The following is a 17,570-nucleotide window of genomic DNA, read 5'->3' as shown; positions in this document are numbered from 1 at the left end:
GGAGGATGTCAACATCAAGGAAGGCACGCGTGAAGCGGTTGCGGCGTTTGAGACAGCGCTGCTGGACATTGTTCAGGTGGTCGAGGCGCAGCGGCTGTTCGGTGATCCGGATTACCTGCTGCACGTCATCACCCGCGACTTGCCCGCGTTCCAGAGACTCTATGACGAGCAACTCACCTCGCTGCCCAATGTGCAGCGGGTGATGTCGACTCTGGTGATGAAGCAGGTGATTGCCGGGCGGCCGTTGCCGATCTGAGGCTGTTGCCGCCGTTATCGGCCGTTAAAGGGGCTATTGAGGTCCGGTATCGATAGCCGATAGTGTGGCACGAACATAAAGCCTGTCAGGTTTTTTGCCCGGCCATGTAGTGATCAAAGTTATTGATGTAATCATCGAGGTTGTCTTCGAGCATCATCTGGTACTGCTCGCAGAAGTACTTGAGCATTTGCTCGCGGGCCTGGGCCATTTCTTCACTGGATTTGAACCCGCGCGCGCTGACCCAGGTGTTGAAGCGCGTGGCGGCGAACATCATCGATGCGCTCACCGCGCCGGGATTGTCACAGGCGCCGAGTTGTTCGTTGGAAAGGTTGATATGCGCGTCGGCGCGGTCATAGAAGTCGTTGTCAGTGGCTTGTGACATTAAAGAGGGTGTCCTTGGCAGTGCGATTGACAAGCCTGCTATTGGAGCATTTCTGGGCGCAAGCAGCTACAAGGGCGACCCAATGCGCTACTGCGTGTAATCTGCGCGCCGACTGAGCGGACATTTCGTTGATATTGCTGTCAATGTTGCTTGAATGACGCCCAAAACCCGATGTGCACGTGATCATCGAGACCCTTATGGATCAGACCCGCCGAACGCCACCCCCTGAAGCACTCCCGGCCGCACCGCCGGTAAGGCGCGGATTTCCTGCCGATGCGGCTGAACGCCTGCAATTGGCGCTGGATGCCGGGGCGATTATTGGCACCTGGGTCTGGGACATTCCCAACGACTGTGTAACCGCCGATGAGCGTTTTGCCCGCACATTCGGGCTGGCTGCCGAGCGCTGCGCCGCAGGCATCGCGATTACCGAGGCGTTTTCCTCGATTCATCCGCAGGATCGGGAGCGGGTATCGGCTGACATCGAGGCCGCGATGGCTCGTGGCGGTGCGTTCCGTTGTGAGTATCGGGTCCGCCAGGACGATGGCTGCTATCGCTGGGTCGAGGCCAACGGCCGCGCCGAGCTTGACCCTCAAGGGCAGGCAGTGCGCTTTCCGGGGGTGTTGATGGATATTGAGTCGCGCCGCGCCGCCGAGGCCGAGCGTGACCGGATGTCGGCCTTGTTGCGTACCTTCGCCGCTGCCGTACCTGGGGTGGTGTATGCCAAGGACCTTGAGGGGCGGTTGCTGGTCGCCAACCACGGTGCCACCCAATTGATCGGCAAGCCGCCAGAGTTCTATCTGGGCAAGACTGACCTGGAGGTGCTCGAAGACCAAGACCAGGCGCGACAGGTGATGGCCACCGATCAGCGCATCATGCATGGCCGGCGGGTCGAACAGATCGAAGAGCAGGTCGACATGCCCGATGGCTCGGCGACGTTCTGGCTGTCGATCAAGGCGCCGCTGCTCAATGATGACGGGGAGGTGATCGGCCTGATCGGCTCGTCGATGGATGTCACTGCAAGAAAGAACGCCGAGTCGGCATTGCTGGAACTCAACCGCACGCTGGAGGCGCGCATCAGTCAGGCGATTGCCGAGCGTGAGGCGGCTGAAGAGGCATTGCGTCAGGCCCAGAAAATGGAAGCGGTCGGGCAATTGACCGGCGGCATCGCCCACGATTTCAATAACCTGCTGGCCGGCATCAGCGGCAGCCTGGACTTGATGAAACTGCGCCTGAGCCAGGGACGCAGCGCCGATCTGGAGCGCTATCTGTCTGTCGCCCAGGGCGCGGCCCAGCGTGCCGCGGCCTTGACCCATCGGTTGCTGGCTTTTTCCCGGCGCCAGACGCTGGTGCCGGTGCACACCGATGTGAACGGTTTGATCAGTGGCATGGAAGAGTTGATTCGGCGCACCGCCGGGCCTTCGATCAAGCTCAAGGTCGAGCTGGCAGCCGCCTTGAAGACCTGTATGGTTGACCCTGCGCAGGTGGAGAATGCCCTGCTGAACCTGTGCATCAATGCCCGCGATGCAATGCCGAGCGGTAGCGGCGTCATCTCGATCAAGACCTTCAATCAGGTGCTGGAGTCCGGTGCCGAGCTGGACGCAGAATTGGTGCCGGGTACCTACCTGACCATCTGTGTGGCAGACAACGGGGTCGGGATGAGTGAGCAAACCCTGTCCAAGGCGTTCGAGCCGTTTTTCACCACTAAACCGGTCGGTGCCGGAACCGGCCTCGGCCTGTCGATGGTCTATGGGTTCGCCAAGCAGTCCGGTGGGCAGGTGCGCATCCAGTCAGAGCCGGGCAAGGGCACCCGGGTCTATCTGCAATTGCCCGGCTGCGCCGCCCAGGCCGAGGCGCCAGGTCATCCACCGGTGAGCGATGAAGTGCCGCTGGCCGGTGCCGGCCAGACCGTGCTGGTGGTTGATGATGAGTCCTCGGTACGGCTGTTCGTCAGCGAGATCCTCGGCAGTCATGGGTATGTGGTGATCGAAGCGGCCGACAGCCTCGCCGGCTTGCAGCTGCTGCGCTCTGACACGCGCATCGATTTGCTGGTCACCGACATCGGCCTGCCCGGTGGGCTGGATGGCCGGCAGATGGCCGAAGCCGGGCGTAAGGTTCGACCGGCTTTGCCCGTGCTGTTCATGACCGGCTATACGCTGCCTCATGTGCTGGGTGACAGCCCGCTGACGACGGCCACGGCAGTGCTGACCAAACCCTTTGCCTTGCAGGCACTGACCTCAAGTGTCAGTGCCCTGCTGGGGGCTCGGGACTGACGTCGATCGCGTCATCAATCGCGCAGCAACGATTGCCTCCATTTACAAGCCCGCTGTATGTCGAGCTGAAGCTCAGCCCAGTGCCCGCACCACGGCATTGCCCATCTGCTGGGTCGAGGCCGTGCCGCCCAGGTCCGGGGTCACTTCGCCGCTGGCGATCACCTGTTCGATGGCCCGCAGGATATCGTCATGAGCCTGACGGTGGCCCAGGAAATCGAGCATCAACGCGCCGGACCAGATCATCGCCACCGGGTTGGCAATGTTGCGCCCGGCAATGTCCGGGGCCGAGCCATGTACCGGTTCGAACAGCGACGGGAAATGGCGCTCCGGGTTGAGGTTGGCCGATGGTGCGATGCCGATGGTGCCGGTGCACGCGGGGCCCAGGTCGCTGAGGATGTCACCGAACAGGTTGGTGGCTACCACCACATCGAAGCGCTCCGGTTGCAGCACAAAGCGTGCGCAGAGGATGTCGATATGCTGTTTGTCCCAGCTGACGTGGGGATAATGGCTGGCCATGGCTTCAGTGCGTTTGTCCCAGTACGGCATGCTGATCGCCATGCCGTTTGACTTGGTCGCTGAGGTGACGTGTTTGCGCGGTCGCTGGCTGGCCAGTTCGAAGGCGTACTTGAGAATACGATCGCTGCCGCGGCGGGTGAACACCGATTCCTGGATAACGAACTCGTTAGCGGTGTTTTCGAACATGATGCCGCCCAGCGATGAATACTCGCCCTCGGTGTTCTCGCGCACCACCATGAAGTCGATCTCACCGGCTTGGCGGCCAGCCAGCGGGCAGGGCACACCGGGGAACAAGCGCACCGGGCGCAAGTTGACGTACTGATCGAACTCGCGGCGGAACTTGAGCAACGAGCCCCACAGCGAAATGTGGTCCGGGACTTTGTCAGGCCAGCCCACCGCGCCGAAGAAGATCGCATCGAAGCCGGACAGTTGTTCACGCCAGTCGTCCGGCATCATCTGGCCGTGGGCCAGGTAGTAATCGCAGCTGGCCCACTCAAAATACTCGAATTGCAGGGCGATACCATACCGGTCAGCCACTGCCTGTACCGCGCGTACGCCTTCGGGTAGCACTTCCAGGCCGATGCCGTCGCCAGCGATCGCAGCAATGCGCAGAGTCTTGTTATTCATGTCGCTCTCCAGGTTTGAGGGAATGGGCTCATCCTATCGGCTTACGAATAGGTGATAATCCGCGTAGATATGAATTGAAGGAACACGAGCTGTGAATAATCTGCCCGCACTTGATGACCTGAACGTGTTTGTCCATGTTGCCCGGCGCGCCAGCTTTATAGCGGCAGCCAGTGAACTGGGCATGTCGCCAGCCTATGTAAGCAAGCGCATCAAGCTGCTGGAGCAGGGCATGGGCGTGCAATTGCTGCATCGCTCGACACGTCAGGTGTCGATCACCGAGGATGGCGAACGGGTCTATGACTGGGCCAGGACTATTCTTGAGTCGGTGCAGCAGATGAGTGAAGAGGTCGCTGTCCGGCACGCAGAGCCCAGTGGCGTGCTGCGGGTGATCAGTAGCCAAGGCTTTGGCCGGCGGCTGGTGGCCCCGGCGTTGTCGGAACTGGCGGCGCGCTATCGGCAACTGGATATTCGCCTGGACATCCAGGATCGTTTGGTGGACCTGATCGATGAGGGGGTGGACCTGGACATTCGCGTTGGCGACCAGATTGCCCCGCACCTGCGTGCCCGGCATCTGGCTCGTAACTGGCGGGTGCTGTGCGCCAGCCCGACCTACCTGGAGCGTCAAGGCACGCCGGGCAGCCTGGCAGAATTGACCAACCATGACTGCCTGCTGATCAAAGAGCGCGACCGACCGTTCGGGATCTGGCATCTGCAAGGCCCGCAAGGCGCGCAAACCGTCAAGGTCACTGGCAGCCTGTCCACCAACCACGGCGAAATCGCCCGCCAATGGTGCCTGGATGGCCGCGGTATCCTGCTGCGCTCAATGTGGGATGTGCAGGCCGATCTGGAAGCCGGCCGGTTGCTGCAGGTATTGCCGGGCTACCGGCAGGATGCCGATATCTGGGCGGTGTATACCTCGCCACTGATCAACTCGGCCAAGGTCAGGGTCACGGTTGAGTTTCTGCGCGAATACCTGGCGCGCAAGCTTGGCGGCTAAAGCCAGTACTGTTCAGATAAGCGCCGCATGCCTTTGTGGGAGCAGCCGGGTGTGCGGCGCTTAACATTTTCGGCAAAGAAAAAGGCCAGTCAGTGACTGGCCTTGTTCATGTTGCGTGCAACTCAGACGATCACTTGCCCTGCCAGCGTTTCAGTACCAGCGTGGCGTTGGTGCCGCCAAAGCCGAAGCTGTTGCTCATCACGGTGTCGATCTTCGCGTTTTCGCGAGTCTCGCGCAGGATCGGCAGGTCAGCGACCGCCGGGTCCAGCTCGTCGATGTTGGCGGAGCCGGCAATGAAGTTGCCTTCCATCATCAGCATGCAGTAGATCGCTTCGTGAACGCCAGCGGCGCCCAGCGAGTGGCCCGACAGGCTCTTGGTCGAACTGATGGCCGGAGCCTTGTCGCCGAACACTTCACGCACACCCTTGATCTCGGCAACGTCGCCGACCGGAGTCGAGGTGCCGTGGGTGTTCAGATAGTCGATCGGGGTGTCGACGGTCGACAGCGCCTGCTGCATGCAGCGGATCGCGCCTTCGCCGCTCGGGGCAACCATGTCGTAACCATCGGAAGTGGCGCCGTAGCCAACGATTTCGGCGTAAATCTTGGCGCCACGGGCCAGAGCGTGCTCCAGCTCTTCGACCACGACCATGCCGCCACCGCCAGCGATGACGAAGCCATCACGGTCGTTGTCATAGGCGCGCGAGGCTTTTTCCGGGGTGTCGTTACGCTTGCTGGACAATGCGCCCATGGCGTCGAACAGGAACGACTGGCTCCAGTGCTCTTCTTCACCGCCGCCGGCGAACACGATGTCCTGCTTGCCCATCTGGATCTGCTCCATGGCAGTCCCGATGCAGTGGGCGCTGGTGGCGCAGGCCGAGGCGATCGAGTAGTTCAGGCCCTTGATCTTGAACGGTGTGGCCAGGCACGCCGAAACGGTGCTGCTCATGGTGCGGGTCACGCGGTACGGACCTACACGCTTGACGCCTTTCTCGCGCAGGATATCCAGTGCTTCCATCTGGTTCAGGGTCGAAGCACCGCCGGAACCTGCGATCAGACCGGTGCGCGGGTTGGAAACCTGCTCTTCGGTCAGGCCCGAGTCCTTGATGGCGTCGGCCATGGCCAGGTAGGCGTAGGCAGCAGCGTGGCCCACGAAGCGGAACACCTTGCGGTCGATCAGTTCTTCGAGGTTGAGGTCGATGGAGCCGGAAACCTGGCTACGCAGACCCATTTCGGCATATTCCGGGTTGAATCGGATGCCAGGGCGGTTAGCACGCAGGTTGGCGGAGACGGTGTCTTTGTCATTGCCCAAGCACGAAACGATGCCCAGACCAGTGATAACGACGCGGCGCATGCGGGTACCCTTAGAAGTTGTCAGTAGAGGTGAACAGGCCGACACGCAAACCTTCGGCGCTGTAGATTTCGCGACCATCAACGCTCACGGTGCCGTCGGCGATTGCCAGAACCAGCTTGCCGCGCATGGTGCGCTTGATGTGGATGTTGTAGGTGACCTTCTTGGCAGTCGGCAGAACCTGGCCGAAGAACTTCACTTCGCCAGAACCCAGGGCACGACCACGGCCAGGATTGCCCTGCCAGCCCAGATAGAAGCCAACCAACTGCCACATGGCGTCAAGACCCAGGCAGCCAGGCATCACCGGATCACCTTCGAAATGGCAGGCAAAGAACCACAGGTCGGGGGTGATATCCAGCTCGGCGACCAACTCACCCTTGCCGTACTTGCCGCCTTCTTCACTGATGTGGGTAATACGATCGACCATCAGCATGTTAGGGGCGGGCAGTTGCGCGTTACCTGGGCCAAACAGCTCGCCACGACTGCAGCGCAGCAGGTCTTCCCGGGTAAAGGCGTGTTGTTTGGTCATGCGAGCTCCTCAAAATGTTCACTTGCGACGCTGGCCGATCGGGCCCACGCGCCAGTCCTGGCGGACGTTTTCGCCAGGACATTGTCCGGCAGCCTAGTCATAGACTGTTGCGTTGTAATGAAAGTCACAGTGCCGGTGCGATGAATGTACACCTGTACACTGAAAATCTTCGTCCGACCGATATCCATTGCCGAACAAGCTGCCAAGACTGCCGCAATTTATCATTTATCGCCAGTCGCAAGTGGTTGAAAGGCTTGCCAACGCAGTAAAACCTGGTGCAAATCAGCCTGTTTGAACGGTTTCGACAAGTAGTCATTCATCCCGGCCTGCAGGCACGCATCGCGATCACCGTGCAATGCGTTAGCGGTCAGGGCGATGATCGGCACCTGTTCCAGACCCTCGATCTGACGAATCCGACGGGTGGCTTCGTAACCGTCCATGATCGGCAGCCGGCAGTCCATGAGAATCACGGCATGATGAGCGGCCTGGGCTTTGTGCACCGCCTCGGCACCGTCCACCGCGACGTCGACACTGAAGCCCAGGCTGTGCAGCATGGCCTCGACTACCGTGCGATTGACCGGGTTGTCTTCAACCAGCAGTACCCAGCGTTCGCCGTTCAGCTCTGCGGTGTTGACCACGGTGGGGGAGTGCTGCGCCTGACTGCCGGTGGTGCGCGGCAGGTTCAATTCCAGGGTAAACACGGAACCTGCGCCTTCTTCGCTGTGTGCGTGCAGGCTGCCACCCATGCGCTCGGCCAGGGTCCGGGCGATCGACAGCCCCAGGCCGGTACCGCCATAACGACGGGAGATAGAACTGTCGGCTTGCTGAAAGGCATTGAACATCGACTCAAGCCGGTCGGCGCGAATACCTATACCGCTGTCGTGCACCGTACAGATTATCCGCACCTGGTCACCGTCCAGAGCCCGCCAGCCAGCTTCTACGCGCACCCCGCCGATCTCGGTGAATTTCAGCGCATTGCCAATCAGGTTGACCAGAATCTGGCGGATGCGGGTCGGGTCACCGAGCACCTCCAGCTGTTCGATGCCTGCTTGCAGTTGCAGATCAAGGACCAGCCCCTGTTGCTGGGCGGTGGGGTTGAAGGCCTGGGTCGAGGATTGAATCAGCTCGGCGATGTTGAAGGCGATACCTTCGATTTGCAGGGCGTCGCGCTCGATACGCGAGAAGTCGAGAATGTCGTTGATGACCTTGAGCAGGTGCTCGGTGGACTCGGCAGCCAGTGTCGTGTACTCGGCCTGCTCGTCGGTCATCGTCGTGGTCTCCATCAGTTGCAGCATGCCCAGGACTCCGTTCATGGGGGTGCGCAACTCGTGGCTCATCATCGCCAGGAAGTCCGACTTGGCCTTGTTGGCTTGCTCGGCCTGCTCGCGGGTATGGATCAGCTGCGCCATGGAGTGTTGTTGCTCCAGGCTGGCTTGTTCCAGGTTGGCGGCCAGGTTGTTGATGTGCCGGGCCAGGGCGCCGAGTTCAGCGTCGTCGGTGACCGGCAGGGGCGTGTGATAGTCGCCCTTCTGGATGGCCTTGACGACTTCGCCCATTTCGCTGATCGGGCGCGACAGGCTCAGCGCCAGGCCACGGGCCAGCAAGAACGTGAACAGCAGGGCGGCGAACGCCAGCAAACCGGCCTTGAACAGAATCTCCTGCTGGCGCTGGTTGAAGGTGTCGCGGGACATCCCCACCAGCACCCGGCCCAGATACCCCTCGTTGCCAGCGGTAAACACCGGCTTGGCGTCAAGGGCGGCACTGGGCGCGCTGAAATGAATCGGGGCCTGGAAAATCTCCAGCTGACGTTTGTTGCCCGTCGGCTCTTCGGCTTGCTGGACATGGGTCAGCGGATTGTTGCTGCTGTCCTGAATCTCGACGTACTGCACGCTGGGCATCGACAAGGTGGCACGGGTCAGTGCCTTGAGCGATTCTTCGTCGTCATTCAATACGCCACGCTCGGCGGCGGGCGCCAGCTGATTGGCGATCAACTGGCCGGTGTGATTGAGCTCCTCGCGCAGGTCCTGCAAGCGCACGAAGGTGAAGAACGCAGTCAGCAGCACGGTCAGCAACAGGGCCGGCCCCAGGCTGATGACCTGGGTACGGGTGTTGATATCCCACTGATGCAATTTCATGACCGACGCCCTTGAGGCGTTGCAAACTCTTGTGACGCGTCCATTTACCCCATGCCTTGCCGACAACATACTGGCCTGTTGCCGCGATCTCCGTGCGTTGCGCGCATGGTAACCAAGATTCACAGCCTTTTCATGGAACTTGTGCTGTGCTGATGTCTCAACCGGGACGGTAGCGGCCGATGCTTTGCCTTGTTTGGCGCTGGCCGCCACGGTAACGCTCCGTATAATGCCCCATCGCCAGATCAATGGCCCTGGATGGATTGGTTTATGAGCACACTGCAACCTGTAGCGGTTCTTGGTGGCGGCAGCTTCGGCACCGCCATCGCAAATCTGTTGGCGCAGAACGGTCATCAGGTCCGTCAGTGGATGCGTGATCCCGAGCAGGCCGAGGCGATCCGCCTGCACCGTGAGAACCCGCGCTACCTCAAAGGCATCAAGGTGTTGCCGGGTGTCGAGCCGGTCACCGACCTGACCGCAACCCTGGAAGGCAGCGAGCTGATCTTTGTCGCCTTGCCTTCCAGCGCCCTGCGTTCGGTACTGGCCGAACATGTCGAGCGCCTGACTGGCAAGATGCTGGTCAGCCTGACCAAGGGCATCGAAGCTCAGACATTCAAGCTGATGAGCCAGATTCTCGAAGAAATCGTGCCCAAAGCCCGCATTGGCGTGTTGTCTGGCCCTAACCTGGCCCGGGAAATCGCTGAGCACGCGCTGACCGCCACGGTGGTGGCCAGCGAAGACGAAGCCTTGTGTCAGGAGGTCCAGGCTGCCCTGCACGGGCCGACGTTCCGCGTCTATGCCAGCAACGACCGGTTTGGCGTAGAGTTGGGCGGGGCGCTGAAAAACGTTTATGCCATTGTTTCCGGCATGGCCGTGGCGCTGGGCATGGGTGAAAACACCAAGAGTATGCTGATCACCCGCGCGCTGGCCGAGATGACCCGCTTTGCGGTCAGCCAGGGTGCCAACCCGATGACCTTTCTGGGCCTGGCCGGGGTGGGCGACCTGATCGTCACCTGTTCCTCGCCCAAGAGCCGCAACTACCAGGTCGGTTTTGCCCTGGGTCAGGGCCTGAGCCTTGACGAGGCGGTCAGCCGCCTGGGCGAAGTGGCCGAAGGGGTCAATACCCTCAAGGTGCTCAAGGCCAAGTCTCAGGAAGTAAAGGTCTACATGCCGCTGGTAGCCGGCCTGCATGCCATCCTGTTCGAGGGGCGGACCCTGGCGCAGGTGATCGAGGTGTTGATGCGCGGCGAGCCAAAGACCGATGTCGACTTCATTTCCACAACCGGTTTCAATTGAAATCCATACTGATCAGGGAGAAGGTCTTGAGCGAATCCAATTTCAAACGTGAATCCATCGCGCTGCGTGTGCTGTGGATGCTGGTGTATCTGGTGGTCTGGCAACTGGCCGAAATCGTGCTGGCCGGGGTGGTGTTGCTGCAATTGGGCTATCGGCTGTTTTACGGTGCACCGAGCGCCAGCCTGATGGATTTCGGCGACAGCCTGAGTCAGTTCCTCGCCCAGATCGGCCGGTTTGGCACCTTCCACAGCGACCAGAAGCCCTGGCCGTTCGCTGACTGGCCAACCCCGCGTGCGCCTGAAGGCGAGGCTCCGCACAAGGTTCCGGCGGCTGCTCATCCGGTTCGCGATGAGGAACCGAAACTATGAAGCTGTGGGTCTTGCGCCACGGCCAGGCTCAGCATCAGGCCCGTAGCGATGCCGAGCGCGAGCTGACTGCCGAAGGCCGCCAGCAGGTGCGCAGCAGTGCCCGCCATCTTGAGGGGCGGGGGCTGCAGCGTATTCTGGTCAGCCCGTATGTGCGTGCCCAACAGACCGCCGATGTGCTGCAAGGTGTCCTCACGGCGGACATCCCGCGTGTTACCGTCGATTGGCTGACCCCCGATGTTCGTCCTGATGAAGCCTTGCGTCAGATCGCCGCGCTGGAGCTGGACGAGGTGCTGCTGGTTAGTCATCAGCCGCTGGTGGGTAGCCTGATCGGTTTGCTGGTGCACGGCAGCGTGCAGGACGCCGAGCCGATGAACACTGCCAGCCTGGCGCAACTGGATGGTGAGTTCGTCCTGGCCGGTGCTCTGCAGTTGCGCAACGTCCACCACGTCTGAGTGCGTCAGATCCCTTACCAAGCAAGGAGCAACCATGAGCCTATGGCGTGAAACGCCCCAGATCGACCGGATCAATGCCGCCGGTGCCAACACCATCGCCACGTCGCTGGATATCCGCTTTGAAGCCTTCACTGATGACACGCTGACCGCCAGCATGGTGGTGGATCAGCGCACTCATCAGCCGTTCGGCCTGTTGCACGGCGGTGCTTCAGTGGTGCTGGCAGAAACCCTGGGGTCGATGGCCAGTTATCTGGTGATCGACACGGCGAAGTTCTTCTGCGTCGGCCTTGAGGTCAATGCCAACCACGTGCGGGGTGTGCGCAGCGGCCGGGTGACCGGCGTGGTGCGTCCGGTACACATTGGCCGCACCACTCACGTCTGGGACATTCGTCTGAGTAACGATGAAGGCAAGCTGTGCTGCATTTCGCGTCTGACCGTTGCCGTGGTGCCTCATGGCCAGGAGCCGCCGGCACGCTGAAATGTGTGTGTCTGCCGTACAGGGCAATGATTCAGCTTGTTTGAACAGTGGCCAAAGTACCCTTGGTGATGTCACTTACGATCATTGCCCGGCCACTGCAGCGCTGCGCAAAATCATCGCCATTGACCCGGCCACGAGTGTGCTGACATGTCGCAACAGGTGTTCTTCGCCCACGCCAACGGCTTTCCCTCGGCCACCTATGGCAAGCTGTTCGCCGCTCTGGCGCCAGAGTTCGCCGTAGCCCATCTTGAACAGCATGCCCATGATCCGCGTTTTCCGGTCAATGAAAACTGGCTGAACCTGGTTGATGAGCTGCTGCATCATCTGCGCGAGCAGCCGGGACCGGTCTGGGGTGTTGGCCATTCACTGGGCGGCCTGTTGCACTTTCATGCCGCGTTACGCAGCCCCGAGCTGTACCGTGGCGTGGTGATGCTCGATTCGCCAGTGCTGGGCCTGGCCGATCAATGGATGATCCGCGCCGCCAAGCGGCTGGGGTTCATCGACCGGATCACGCCCGCTGGTCGCACCCTGGGGCGACGCGAGGACTTTGACAGTCTGGAGGCCGCACGTGCCTACTTCGCCAGCAAAAGTCTGTTCCGCCGTTTTGACCCCGAATGTTTCGAAGCTTACCTGCGCCATGGTTTGCGCGCCGACGGCGAAAAGTTGACCCTGCGTTTTGATCCGGCCACCGAGATCAGTATCTACCGCAGCATCCCGCACACCAGCCCGCGGCCTACGCGCCAGCTTGAAGTACCGCTGGCGATGGTCCGCGGCCAACAGAGCAGGGTGGTCATGCCGCGCCATGGCCTGCAGGTCCGCCGGCTGCGCCACGGTGAATACCTGTCGATGCCCGGTGGGCACATGTTTCCCCTTGAACACCCTGATCAGACGGCGCACATGCTAAAAACCCTGTTTACCCGCTGGAATAACCACGCAGGCCAGCCATGAACCCGCTCGTCGAAGAAATACGCATCAACCTCGGCCATATCGAGCTGGCCGCGCACCTGTTCGGTCCAGAAGATGGCCAGCCGGTGATTGCCGTGCATGGCTGGCTGGACAACGCCAACAGCTTTGCGCGGCTGGCGCCGGCCTTGCCGGGGCTGCGCATCGTCGCCCTGGACCTGGCCGGGCATGGCCACTCTGATCACCGGCCGGCCGGGGTCGGGTATCACCTGGCAGACTACGTGCAAGACGTCTTGCTGGTCGCCGGGCAACTGGGCTGGCAGCGCTTCTCGCTGTTGGGGCATTCGTTGGGGGCGATCATTTCGGTATTGCTGGCCGGCGCCTTGCCCGAGCGTGTCGAGCGCCTGGCGTTGATCGACGGCCTGTTGCCACTGACCGACGAAGCCGGGCAGGCCCCTGAGCGGCTGGGCGAAGCGCTGCTTGCGCGACTGGCTCTGGGCGACAAGAAAAAACCGGTGTACAGCGATCCGGAGCGGGCCATTCAGGCACGCATGAGTGGCCGCTTGCCGGTCAGCCGCGAAGCGGCCCAATTGCTCGCCCAACGTGGCTTGATGGCGGTACCGGGCGGTTACACCTGGCGCAGTGACAGCCGTCTGACGCTGCCCACCGCAGTGCGTTTCACACCTGAACAGGCGCTGGCTTTTGCCCGGCGCATCCGTTGTCCGAGCCTGCTGGTGCTGGCTGAGGACGGCTTGCTCAGTGCTCATCGGGCCTTGCTGGAGGACTTGCCGATTAGCATTCACAGCCTGCCAGGCGGTCATCATCTGCACCTTGATGATGTCACCGGGACACATGCTGTCGCAGACTGTTTCAATCGGCTGTTCTCCATTTCTTGACTTGCGCCGGTCAACTACCGAGGCTGGGCAGGTTGAAACAGGAGTCAATCATGATGGATCACCCCGCAGTCTTTAATTCCAGTCTTTGTCTTTCCCGTCCGGCGCTGTGCCTATGAACCGCCGCTTACGTTCATTCGGCGCGCCCTGGCTGTGCCTGTGGCTGGCCTTGCCGGCGACGGCAATGGCCGCAGACATCGCCGGCAGCCGCGATCTGGATATCGTGCCGCGTCCGGTCGACACCGAAATTGTCGATTATCGGGCGCCTGCCGAACAGGAGCGTACTTATCCGCTCGGCGCCGTTCGCAAGATCAGCGGCCAGTTGCGCTACGATAATCCGGTCACGGCCCGTGGCCCGTTGCAGGCGGTCACTTATGAGCTGCCCGCAGGCCATAGCTCCGATGCCGCCTTTACCGCTGCCCGCGAAGCGTTGCAGGCGCGCCACGCCGAATTGCTGTTCTGGTGTCAGGCCCGTGATTGCGGCGAGAGCAGCCTGTGGGCCAATCAGGTGTTCGGCAACGCCCGGCTGTACGGGGCCGACGACCGTCAGGCCTATCTGCTGTTGCGCCTGGCCGAACCTGAGCAAGACACTCTGGTGGCGTTGTACGCCATTACCCGTGGCAACCGCCGCGCCTACCTGCATGTCGAGCAACTGGCTGCCCAGGCGCCGCTGGGCGACCTGCTGCCGAGTCCTTCCACGTTATTGCGCCAACTCAAGACCAGCGGCAGCCTGGAGCTGGCGCGGCTCAAGGGCGAGCCGCAAGACAACTGGGTCACGGTTCTGGCCCGTGGCCTGAACCTCGACAGCAGCTTGCGTGTCACAGTTGCAGGCAGTCAGGCCCAGGCCTGGCGTGATGCGTTGATTGCCAAGGGCGTGCGTGCTGCGCGTCTGGAAATCAGCGCTGCCGAGCAGCCCGGCCTGCTGGTCAACGTGATTCGTTAAGGTGTAGTGGGCGTGATGATTGGCTGCCGATTGTCATGCCCGGCCACTATGCTCGACCGGTAATTCTTCTCTCTGCTGGACAACGTCATGCTCAATAACGATCGTCTGCTGGTGCAGATTCTGCTCCTGGCACTGTTGGGTGCCTGTTTCTGGGTGATGGCGCCGTTCTGGTCGGCGCTGGTCTGGGGCGCGGTGCTGGCGTTTGCCAGCTGGCCGTTGATGCGCCTGTTGACCCGGGCCTGTCGCGGCAATGAAACCCTGGCGGCGAGCCTGATGTGTCTGTGCTGGCTGGTACTGGTCGCCGCGCCGCTGGTGTGGCTTGGCTTCAACCTGGCCGATCATGTGCGCGATGCCACCAACTTCATCCGTGACGTGCAGGTTGATGGCTTGCCAGACCCGCCCGAGTGGCTGGCCGGCATTCCGCTGGTGGGCGAGCGGCTGGTGGGCTTCTGGAACACCATCGATGAACAGGGCGCGGCGTTGCTGGCCAACATCAAGCCTTATTTCGGTCAGGTCGGTAACTGGCTGCTGGCCCGCAGCGCGCAAATCGGCGGCGGCATTCTGGAACTGACCCTGAGCATTGTCTTTGCCTGGTTTTTCTATCGCGATGGCCCGCGGCTGGCCGCCTTTGTGCTGCGCCTGCTGGAACGCTTGATCGGCGAGCGTGCGCAGTTTTACCTGGATCTGGTTGCCGGTACGGTGCAACGAGTGGTCAACGGAGTGATCGGTACGGCCGCTGCGCAGGGCATTCTGGCCCTGATCGGATTTCTGATCGCCGGTATTCCGGGGGCGCTGGTGTTGGGCATTCTGACCTTCGTGTTCAGTCTGATTCCCATGGGGCCGCCACTGGTATGGATCCCGGCCACCGCCTGGCTGATTTTTCAAGAGAGCTATGGCATGGCGGTGTTTCTTGGCCTGTGGGGCACCTTCGTCATCAGCGGGGTGGATAACGTGCTCAAGCCGTACCTGATCAGCCGCGGCGGCAACCTGCCGCTGGTGATCGTGCTGCTGGGTGTGTTCGGCGGCCTGCTGGCATTCGGCTTTATCGGCCTGTTCATCGGCCCGACCCTGCTGGCTGTGGCCTACAGCCTGCTCAACACTTGGGTCGCCGAAGGGCGTCAACAACCGCAGCGCTGATTCACGCCTGAGCGGCGCAGCACAAACGACAATGCCCTCTTGCGAGGGCATTGTCGGTCTTGCGTTGAGCGTTGAGTCAATGCGCGCCAGCGGCCTTGTTCAGGTCCTCTTCGGCCCATTCGGTGTAGATGCAGGCATCGGCGGTGGCCCAGCGGACTTTTACCGGGTCACCGGCTTTGAGCGGCATGCCGGTGGCCGAGAGCGCCTTGACGGTCATCGCTGTACCGCCTTGGGTGACGACTGCGCAGGTCTGGCTCTCGCCCAGGAACAGCACTTCGGTCACCTTGGCAGTGACTTCGTTCCAGCCTTCGGCCAGCGGCTGGGTCTGGGCCTGGTCGACGCTCAATGCCTGGGCTTTTTCCGGGCGGACCATCAGCAGGATGTCCTGATCGGTCTTCAGGCCCGCGGTCAGGCGGATCGACAGTGGCTGGCCTTCGAAGGTTGCCACCGCGTTGCCTTGTGCCTTGGCGCGCAGGAAGTTGGAGTTGCCCAGAAACGAGGCGACAAAGGCATTGGGCGGGTTCTGGTACAGGTCGTAACCGCTGCCCAGACCGACGATCTTGCCGTGGCTGAAGATTGCAATGCGCTGGCTCAGGCGCATGGCCTCTTCCTGGTCGTGGGTCACGTAGACGATGGTGATGCCCAGCCGGCGATGCAGCTGACGCAGCTCGTCCTGCAAGTCCTCACGCAGTTTTTTGTCCAGTGCCCCCAGCGGTTCGTCCATCAGCAGGATGCGTGGCTCGTACACCAGTGCCCTGGCAATCGCTACCCGTTGTTGCTGGCCGCCAGAGAGTTGCGCGGGGCGGCGGTGGGCGAACTTTTCCAGCTGCACCAGTTTGAGCATGGCATCGACTTTCTTGTCACGCTCGGCGGCATCCATCTTGCGGATGTTGAGCGGGAAGGCGATGTTGTCGCGCACGTTCAGGTGCGGGAACAGTGAGTAGCGCTGGAACACCATGCCGATCCCGCGTTTATGCGGCGGTACGTTGACCAGTGATTTGCCATTGACCAGGATCTCGCCGCTGCTGACGGTCTCGAAACCGGCCAGCATCGACAGGGTGGTGCTCTTGCCCGAGCCGCTGGAACCCAGGAAGGTCAGGAACTCGCCGTCCTGGATGTCCAGATTGATGTTGTCCACCGCAGCGAAGTCGCCGTAGTGTTTGTTCAGGTTGCTCAGGCGGACCAGCGGCTGGCCGCTGTGGGCGGAATCTTTGATCACGGCGCTCATGAGGTACTCCGGGCTTCGTTACGGCGACGCAGGGTCGCGGCGATGAACATGACCAGCACCGACAGGCCGATCAGCAGCGTCGAGGCGACGGCGATCACGGGGGTCAGGTCCTGACGCAGGGTGGTCCACATTTTCACGGGCAAGGTTTGCAGGGTGGGGCTGGCCATCATCACACTGAGCACCACCTCGTCCCACGAGACCAGGAAGGCAAACAGTGCACCGGCAATCATCCCGGGGCGAATGCCGGGAAAGGTCACCTTGTAGATCGCCTGCAGGCGCGAGGCGCCACAGATCACCGCCGCATCTTCAATCGACTGGTCGAACAGCTTCAACGAGTTGATGATCGAGATGATGGTGAACGGCAGGGCGACGATCACGTGGCTGACCACGAAGGCGAACAGCGTGCCGGTGTAGCCCAGTTTCAGAAACAGCGCATAGACCGCCACGGCGATGATCACCAGCGGCACGATCATCGGCAGGGTGAACAGTCCATACAGAAAGTCGCGGCCCGGAAACCGGCCCCGGACCAGGGCGAAGGCTGTTGGCAAGCCCAGCGCGACCGCGCAGATGGTGGTCAGGATGGCGACCTTGAAACTGGCCAGGGCCGCGTCCATCCAGTCAGGGTTAGAGAAAAACTGCTGATACCACTTCAGCGTCCAGCCCGGTGGCGGGAACACCAGCCACTGCGAGGAACCGAACGACAGCAGCACGATGAACAGGATCGGCAGCAGCAGGAACAGGGCGATCAGTGCAGTGACGGTGTACAGACCGGTCTTCAGCCGTGGGCCCATGGCATTGGGTGACAGAAGCATGGT

Annotated in this window: 17 protein-coding genes and 1 pseudogene; 11 read left to right on the top strand and 7 right to left on the bottom strand. The window is 61.6% G+C overall.

Features of this window, described 5'->3' with window-relative positions; translation table 11 throughout:
- Positions 1–13: 13 nt before the first annotated feature.
- A pseudogene (locus NJC38_RS19290) lies at positions 14–256 on the top strand (Lrp/AsnC ligand binding domain-containing protein); the annotation flags it as partial.
- 85 nt (positions 257–341) lie between these two features.
- Here the strand turns inward: NJC38_RS19290 and NJC38_RS19285 are convergent.
- Entirely contained in the window at positions 342–638 is a 297-nt protein-coding gene (locus tag NJC38_RS19285; RefSeq protein ID WP_253116594.1) for a DUF3144 domain-containing protein, read from the bottom strand.
- A gap of 197 nt (positions 639–835) precedes the next feature.
- On the opposite strand from NJC38_RS19285, the gene NJC38_RS19280 reads away from it, so the two are divergent.
- Positions 836–2,908 (top strand): PAS domain-containing sensor histidine kinase, encoded by a 2,073-nt coding sequence (locus tag NJC38_RS19280; RefSeq protein ID WP_253116592.1) that lies wholly within the window; start codon positions 836–838, stop codon positions 2,906–2,908.
- Positions 2,909–2,980: 72 nt separating this feature from the next.
- Here NJC38_RS19280 and NJC38_RS19275 read toward each other — a convergent pair whose 3' ends face one another.
- Positions 2,981–4,051: a tartrate dehydrogenase gene (locus NJC38_RS19275; RefSeq protein WP_253116590.1), complete on the bottom strand. Its 1,071-nt coding sequence runs from the start codon at positions 4,049–4,051 to the stop codon at positions 2,981–2,983.
- Positions 4,052–4,142: 91 nt separating this feature from the next.
- Here NJC38_RS19275 and NJC38_RS19270 point away from each other — a divergent pair, with 91 nt between their 5' ends.
- Positions 4,143–5,048, top strand: a complete 906-nt coding sequence (locus NJC38_RS19270) for a LysR substrate-binding domain-containing protein (protein ID WP_045492084.1) — start codon at positions 4,143–4,145, stop codon at positions 5,046–5,048.
- A gap of 130 nt (positions 5,049–5,178) precedes the next feature.
- Here the strand turns inward: NJC38_RS19270 and fabB are convergent, their stop codons facing one another.
- The 3 genes from fabB to NJC38_RS19255 all read right to left on the bottom strand — a co-directional run bounded on the left by fabB (position 5,179) and on the right by NJC38_RS19255 (position 9,060).
- Positions 5,179–6,399 carry a beta-ketoacyl-ACP synthase I gene (gene fabB, locus NJC38_RS19265; RefSeq protein ID WP_253116588.1) on the bottom strand — a complete coding sequence of 407 codons (1,221 nt, stop codon included), beginning with the start codon at positions 6,397–6,399 and terminating at the stop codon, positions 5,179–5,181.
- Positions 6,400–6,409: 10 nt separating this feature from the next.
- Positions 6,410–6,925 carry a 3-hydroxyacyl-[acyl-carrier-protein] dehydratase FabA gene (fabA, locus tag NJC38_RS19260; RefSeq protein ID WP_045492081.1) on the bottom strand — a complete coding sequence of 172 codons (516 nt, stop codon included), beginning with the start codon at positions 6,923–6,925 and terminating at the stop codon, positions 6,410–6,412.
- A gap of 221 nt (positions 6,926–7,146) precedes the next feature.
- Positions 7,147–9,060 (bottom strand): response regulator, encoded by a 1,914-nt coding sequence (locus tag NJC38_RS19255; protein WP_253116586.1) that lies wholly within the window; start codon positions 9,058–9,060, stop codon positions 7,147–7,149.
- A 267-nt stretch (positions 9,061–9,327) separates the two neighbouring features.
- Between NJC38_RS19255 and NJC38_RS19250 the strand changes: the two genes are divergently transcribed.
- The 8 genes from NJC38_RS19250 (at position 9,328) to NJC38_RS19215 (ending at position 15,527) form a co-directional block, all read left to right on the top strand.
- Entirely contained in the window at positions 9,328–10,353 is a 1,026-nt protein-coding gene (locus tag NJC38_RS19250; RefSeq protein WP_045492075.1) for an NAD(P)H-dependent glycerol-3-phosphate dehydrogenase, read from the top strand.
- 77 nt (positions 10,354–10,430) lie between these two features.
- A complete protein-coding gene (locus NJC38_RS19245; protein WP_231906624.1) occupies positions 10,431–10,721 on the top strand; it encodes a DUF4389 domain-containing protein in 291 nt (96 codons plus the stop codon).
- Complete coding sequence (gene sixA / locus NJC38_RS19240; RefSeq protein ID WP_045492071.1) at positions 10,718–11,173, top strand: phosphohistidine phosphatase SixA; 456 nt, start codon at positions 10,718–10,720, stop codon at positions 11,171–11,173. The genes NJC38_RS19245 and sixA overlap by 4 nt, the downstream gene beginning before the upstream one ends.
- A 34-nt stretch (positions 11,174–11,207) precedes the next feature.
- Positions 11,208–11,651 (top strand): hotdog fold thioesterase, encoded by a 444-nt coding sequence (locus NJC38_RS19235; protein WP_045492069.1) that lies wholly within the window; start codon positions 11,208–11,210, stop codon positions 11,649–11,651.
- Between the two features lie 147 nt (positions 11,652–11,798).
- Complete coding sequence (locus NJC38_RS19230; protein ID WP_253116584.1) at positions 11,799–12,599, top strand: alpha/beta hydrolase; 801 nt, start codon at positions 11,799–11,801, stop codon at positions 12,597–12,599.
- On the top strand, positions 12,596–13,450 hold the full coding sequence (locus NJC38_RS19225) for an alpha/beta fold hydrolase (RefSeq protein WP_253116582.1): 855 nt from the start codon (positions 12,596–12,598) through the stop codon (positions 13,448–13,450). The genes NJC38_RS19230 and NJC38_RS19225 overlap by 4 nt, the downstream gene beginning before the upstream one ends.
- Before the next feature lie 181 nt (positions 13,451–13,631).
- The gene (locus NJC38_RS19220) at positions 13,632–14,390 is read left to right on the top strand and encodes a DUF4892 domain-containing protein (RefSeq protein WP_231906622.1); all 759 of its coding nucleotides are present in this window, start codon (positions 13,632–13,634) and stop codon (positions 14,388–14,390) included.
- Positions 14,391–14,477: 87 nt separating this feature from the next.
- A complete protein-coding gene (locus tag NJC38_RS19215) occupies positions 14,478–15,527 on the top strand; it encodes an AI-2E family transporter (RefSeq protein ID WP_253116580.1) in 1,050 nt (349 codons plus the stop codon).
- Positions 15,528–15,603: 76 nt separating this feature from the next.
- Here the strand turns inward: NJC38_RS19215 and NJC38_RS19210 are convergent, their stop codons facing one another.
- Together NJC38_RS19210 and NJC38_RS19205 are read right to left on the bottom strand one after the other, a co-directional pair.
- A complete protein-coding gene (locus NJC38_RS19210; protein WP_045492060.1) occupies positions 15,604–16,755 on the bottom strand; it encodes an ABC transporter ATP-binding protein in 1,152 nt (383 codons plus the stop codon).
- Positions 16,752–17,567, bottom strand: coding sequence for an ABC transporter permease (locus tag NJC38_RS19205; RefSeq protein ID WP_045492058.1), 816 nt, complete (start codon positions 17,565–17,567; stop codon positions 16,752–16,754). Before NJC38_RS19205 ends, NJC38_RS19210 begins: the two co-directional genes overlap by 4 nt.
- Between the last annotated feature and the right edge of the window lie 3 nt (positions 17,568–17,570).

The organism is Pseudomonas sp. 21LCFQ010, from assembly GCF_024129905.1.
Taxonomy (GTDB): Bacteria; Pseudomonadota; Gammaproteobacteria; order Pseudomonadales; family Pseudomonadaceae; genus Aquipseudomonas.
This window is presented reverse-complemented; position numbering and strand designations above follow the sequence as displayed.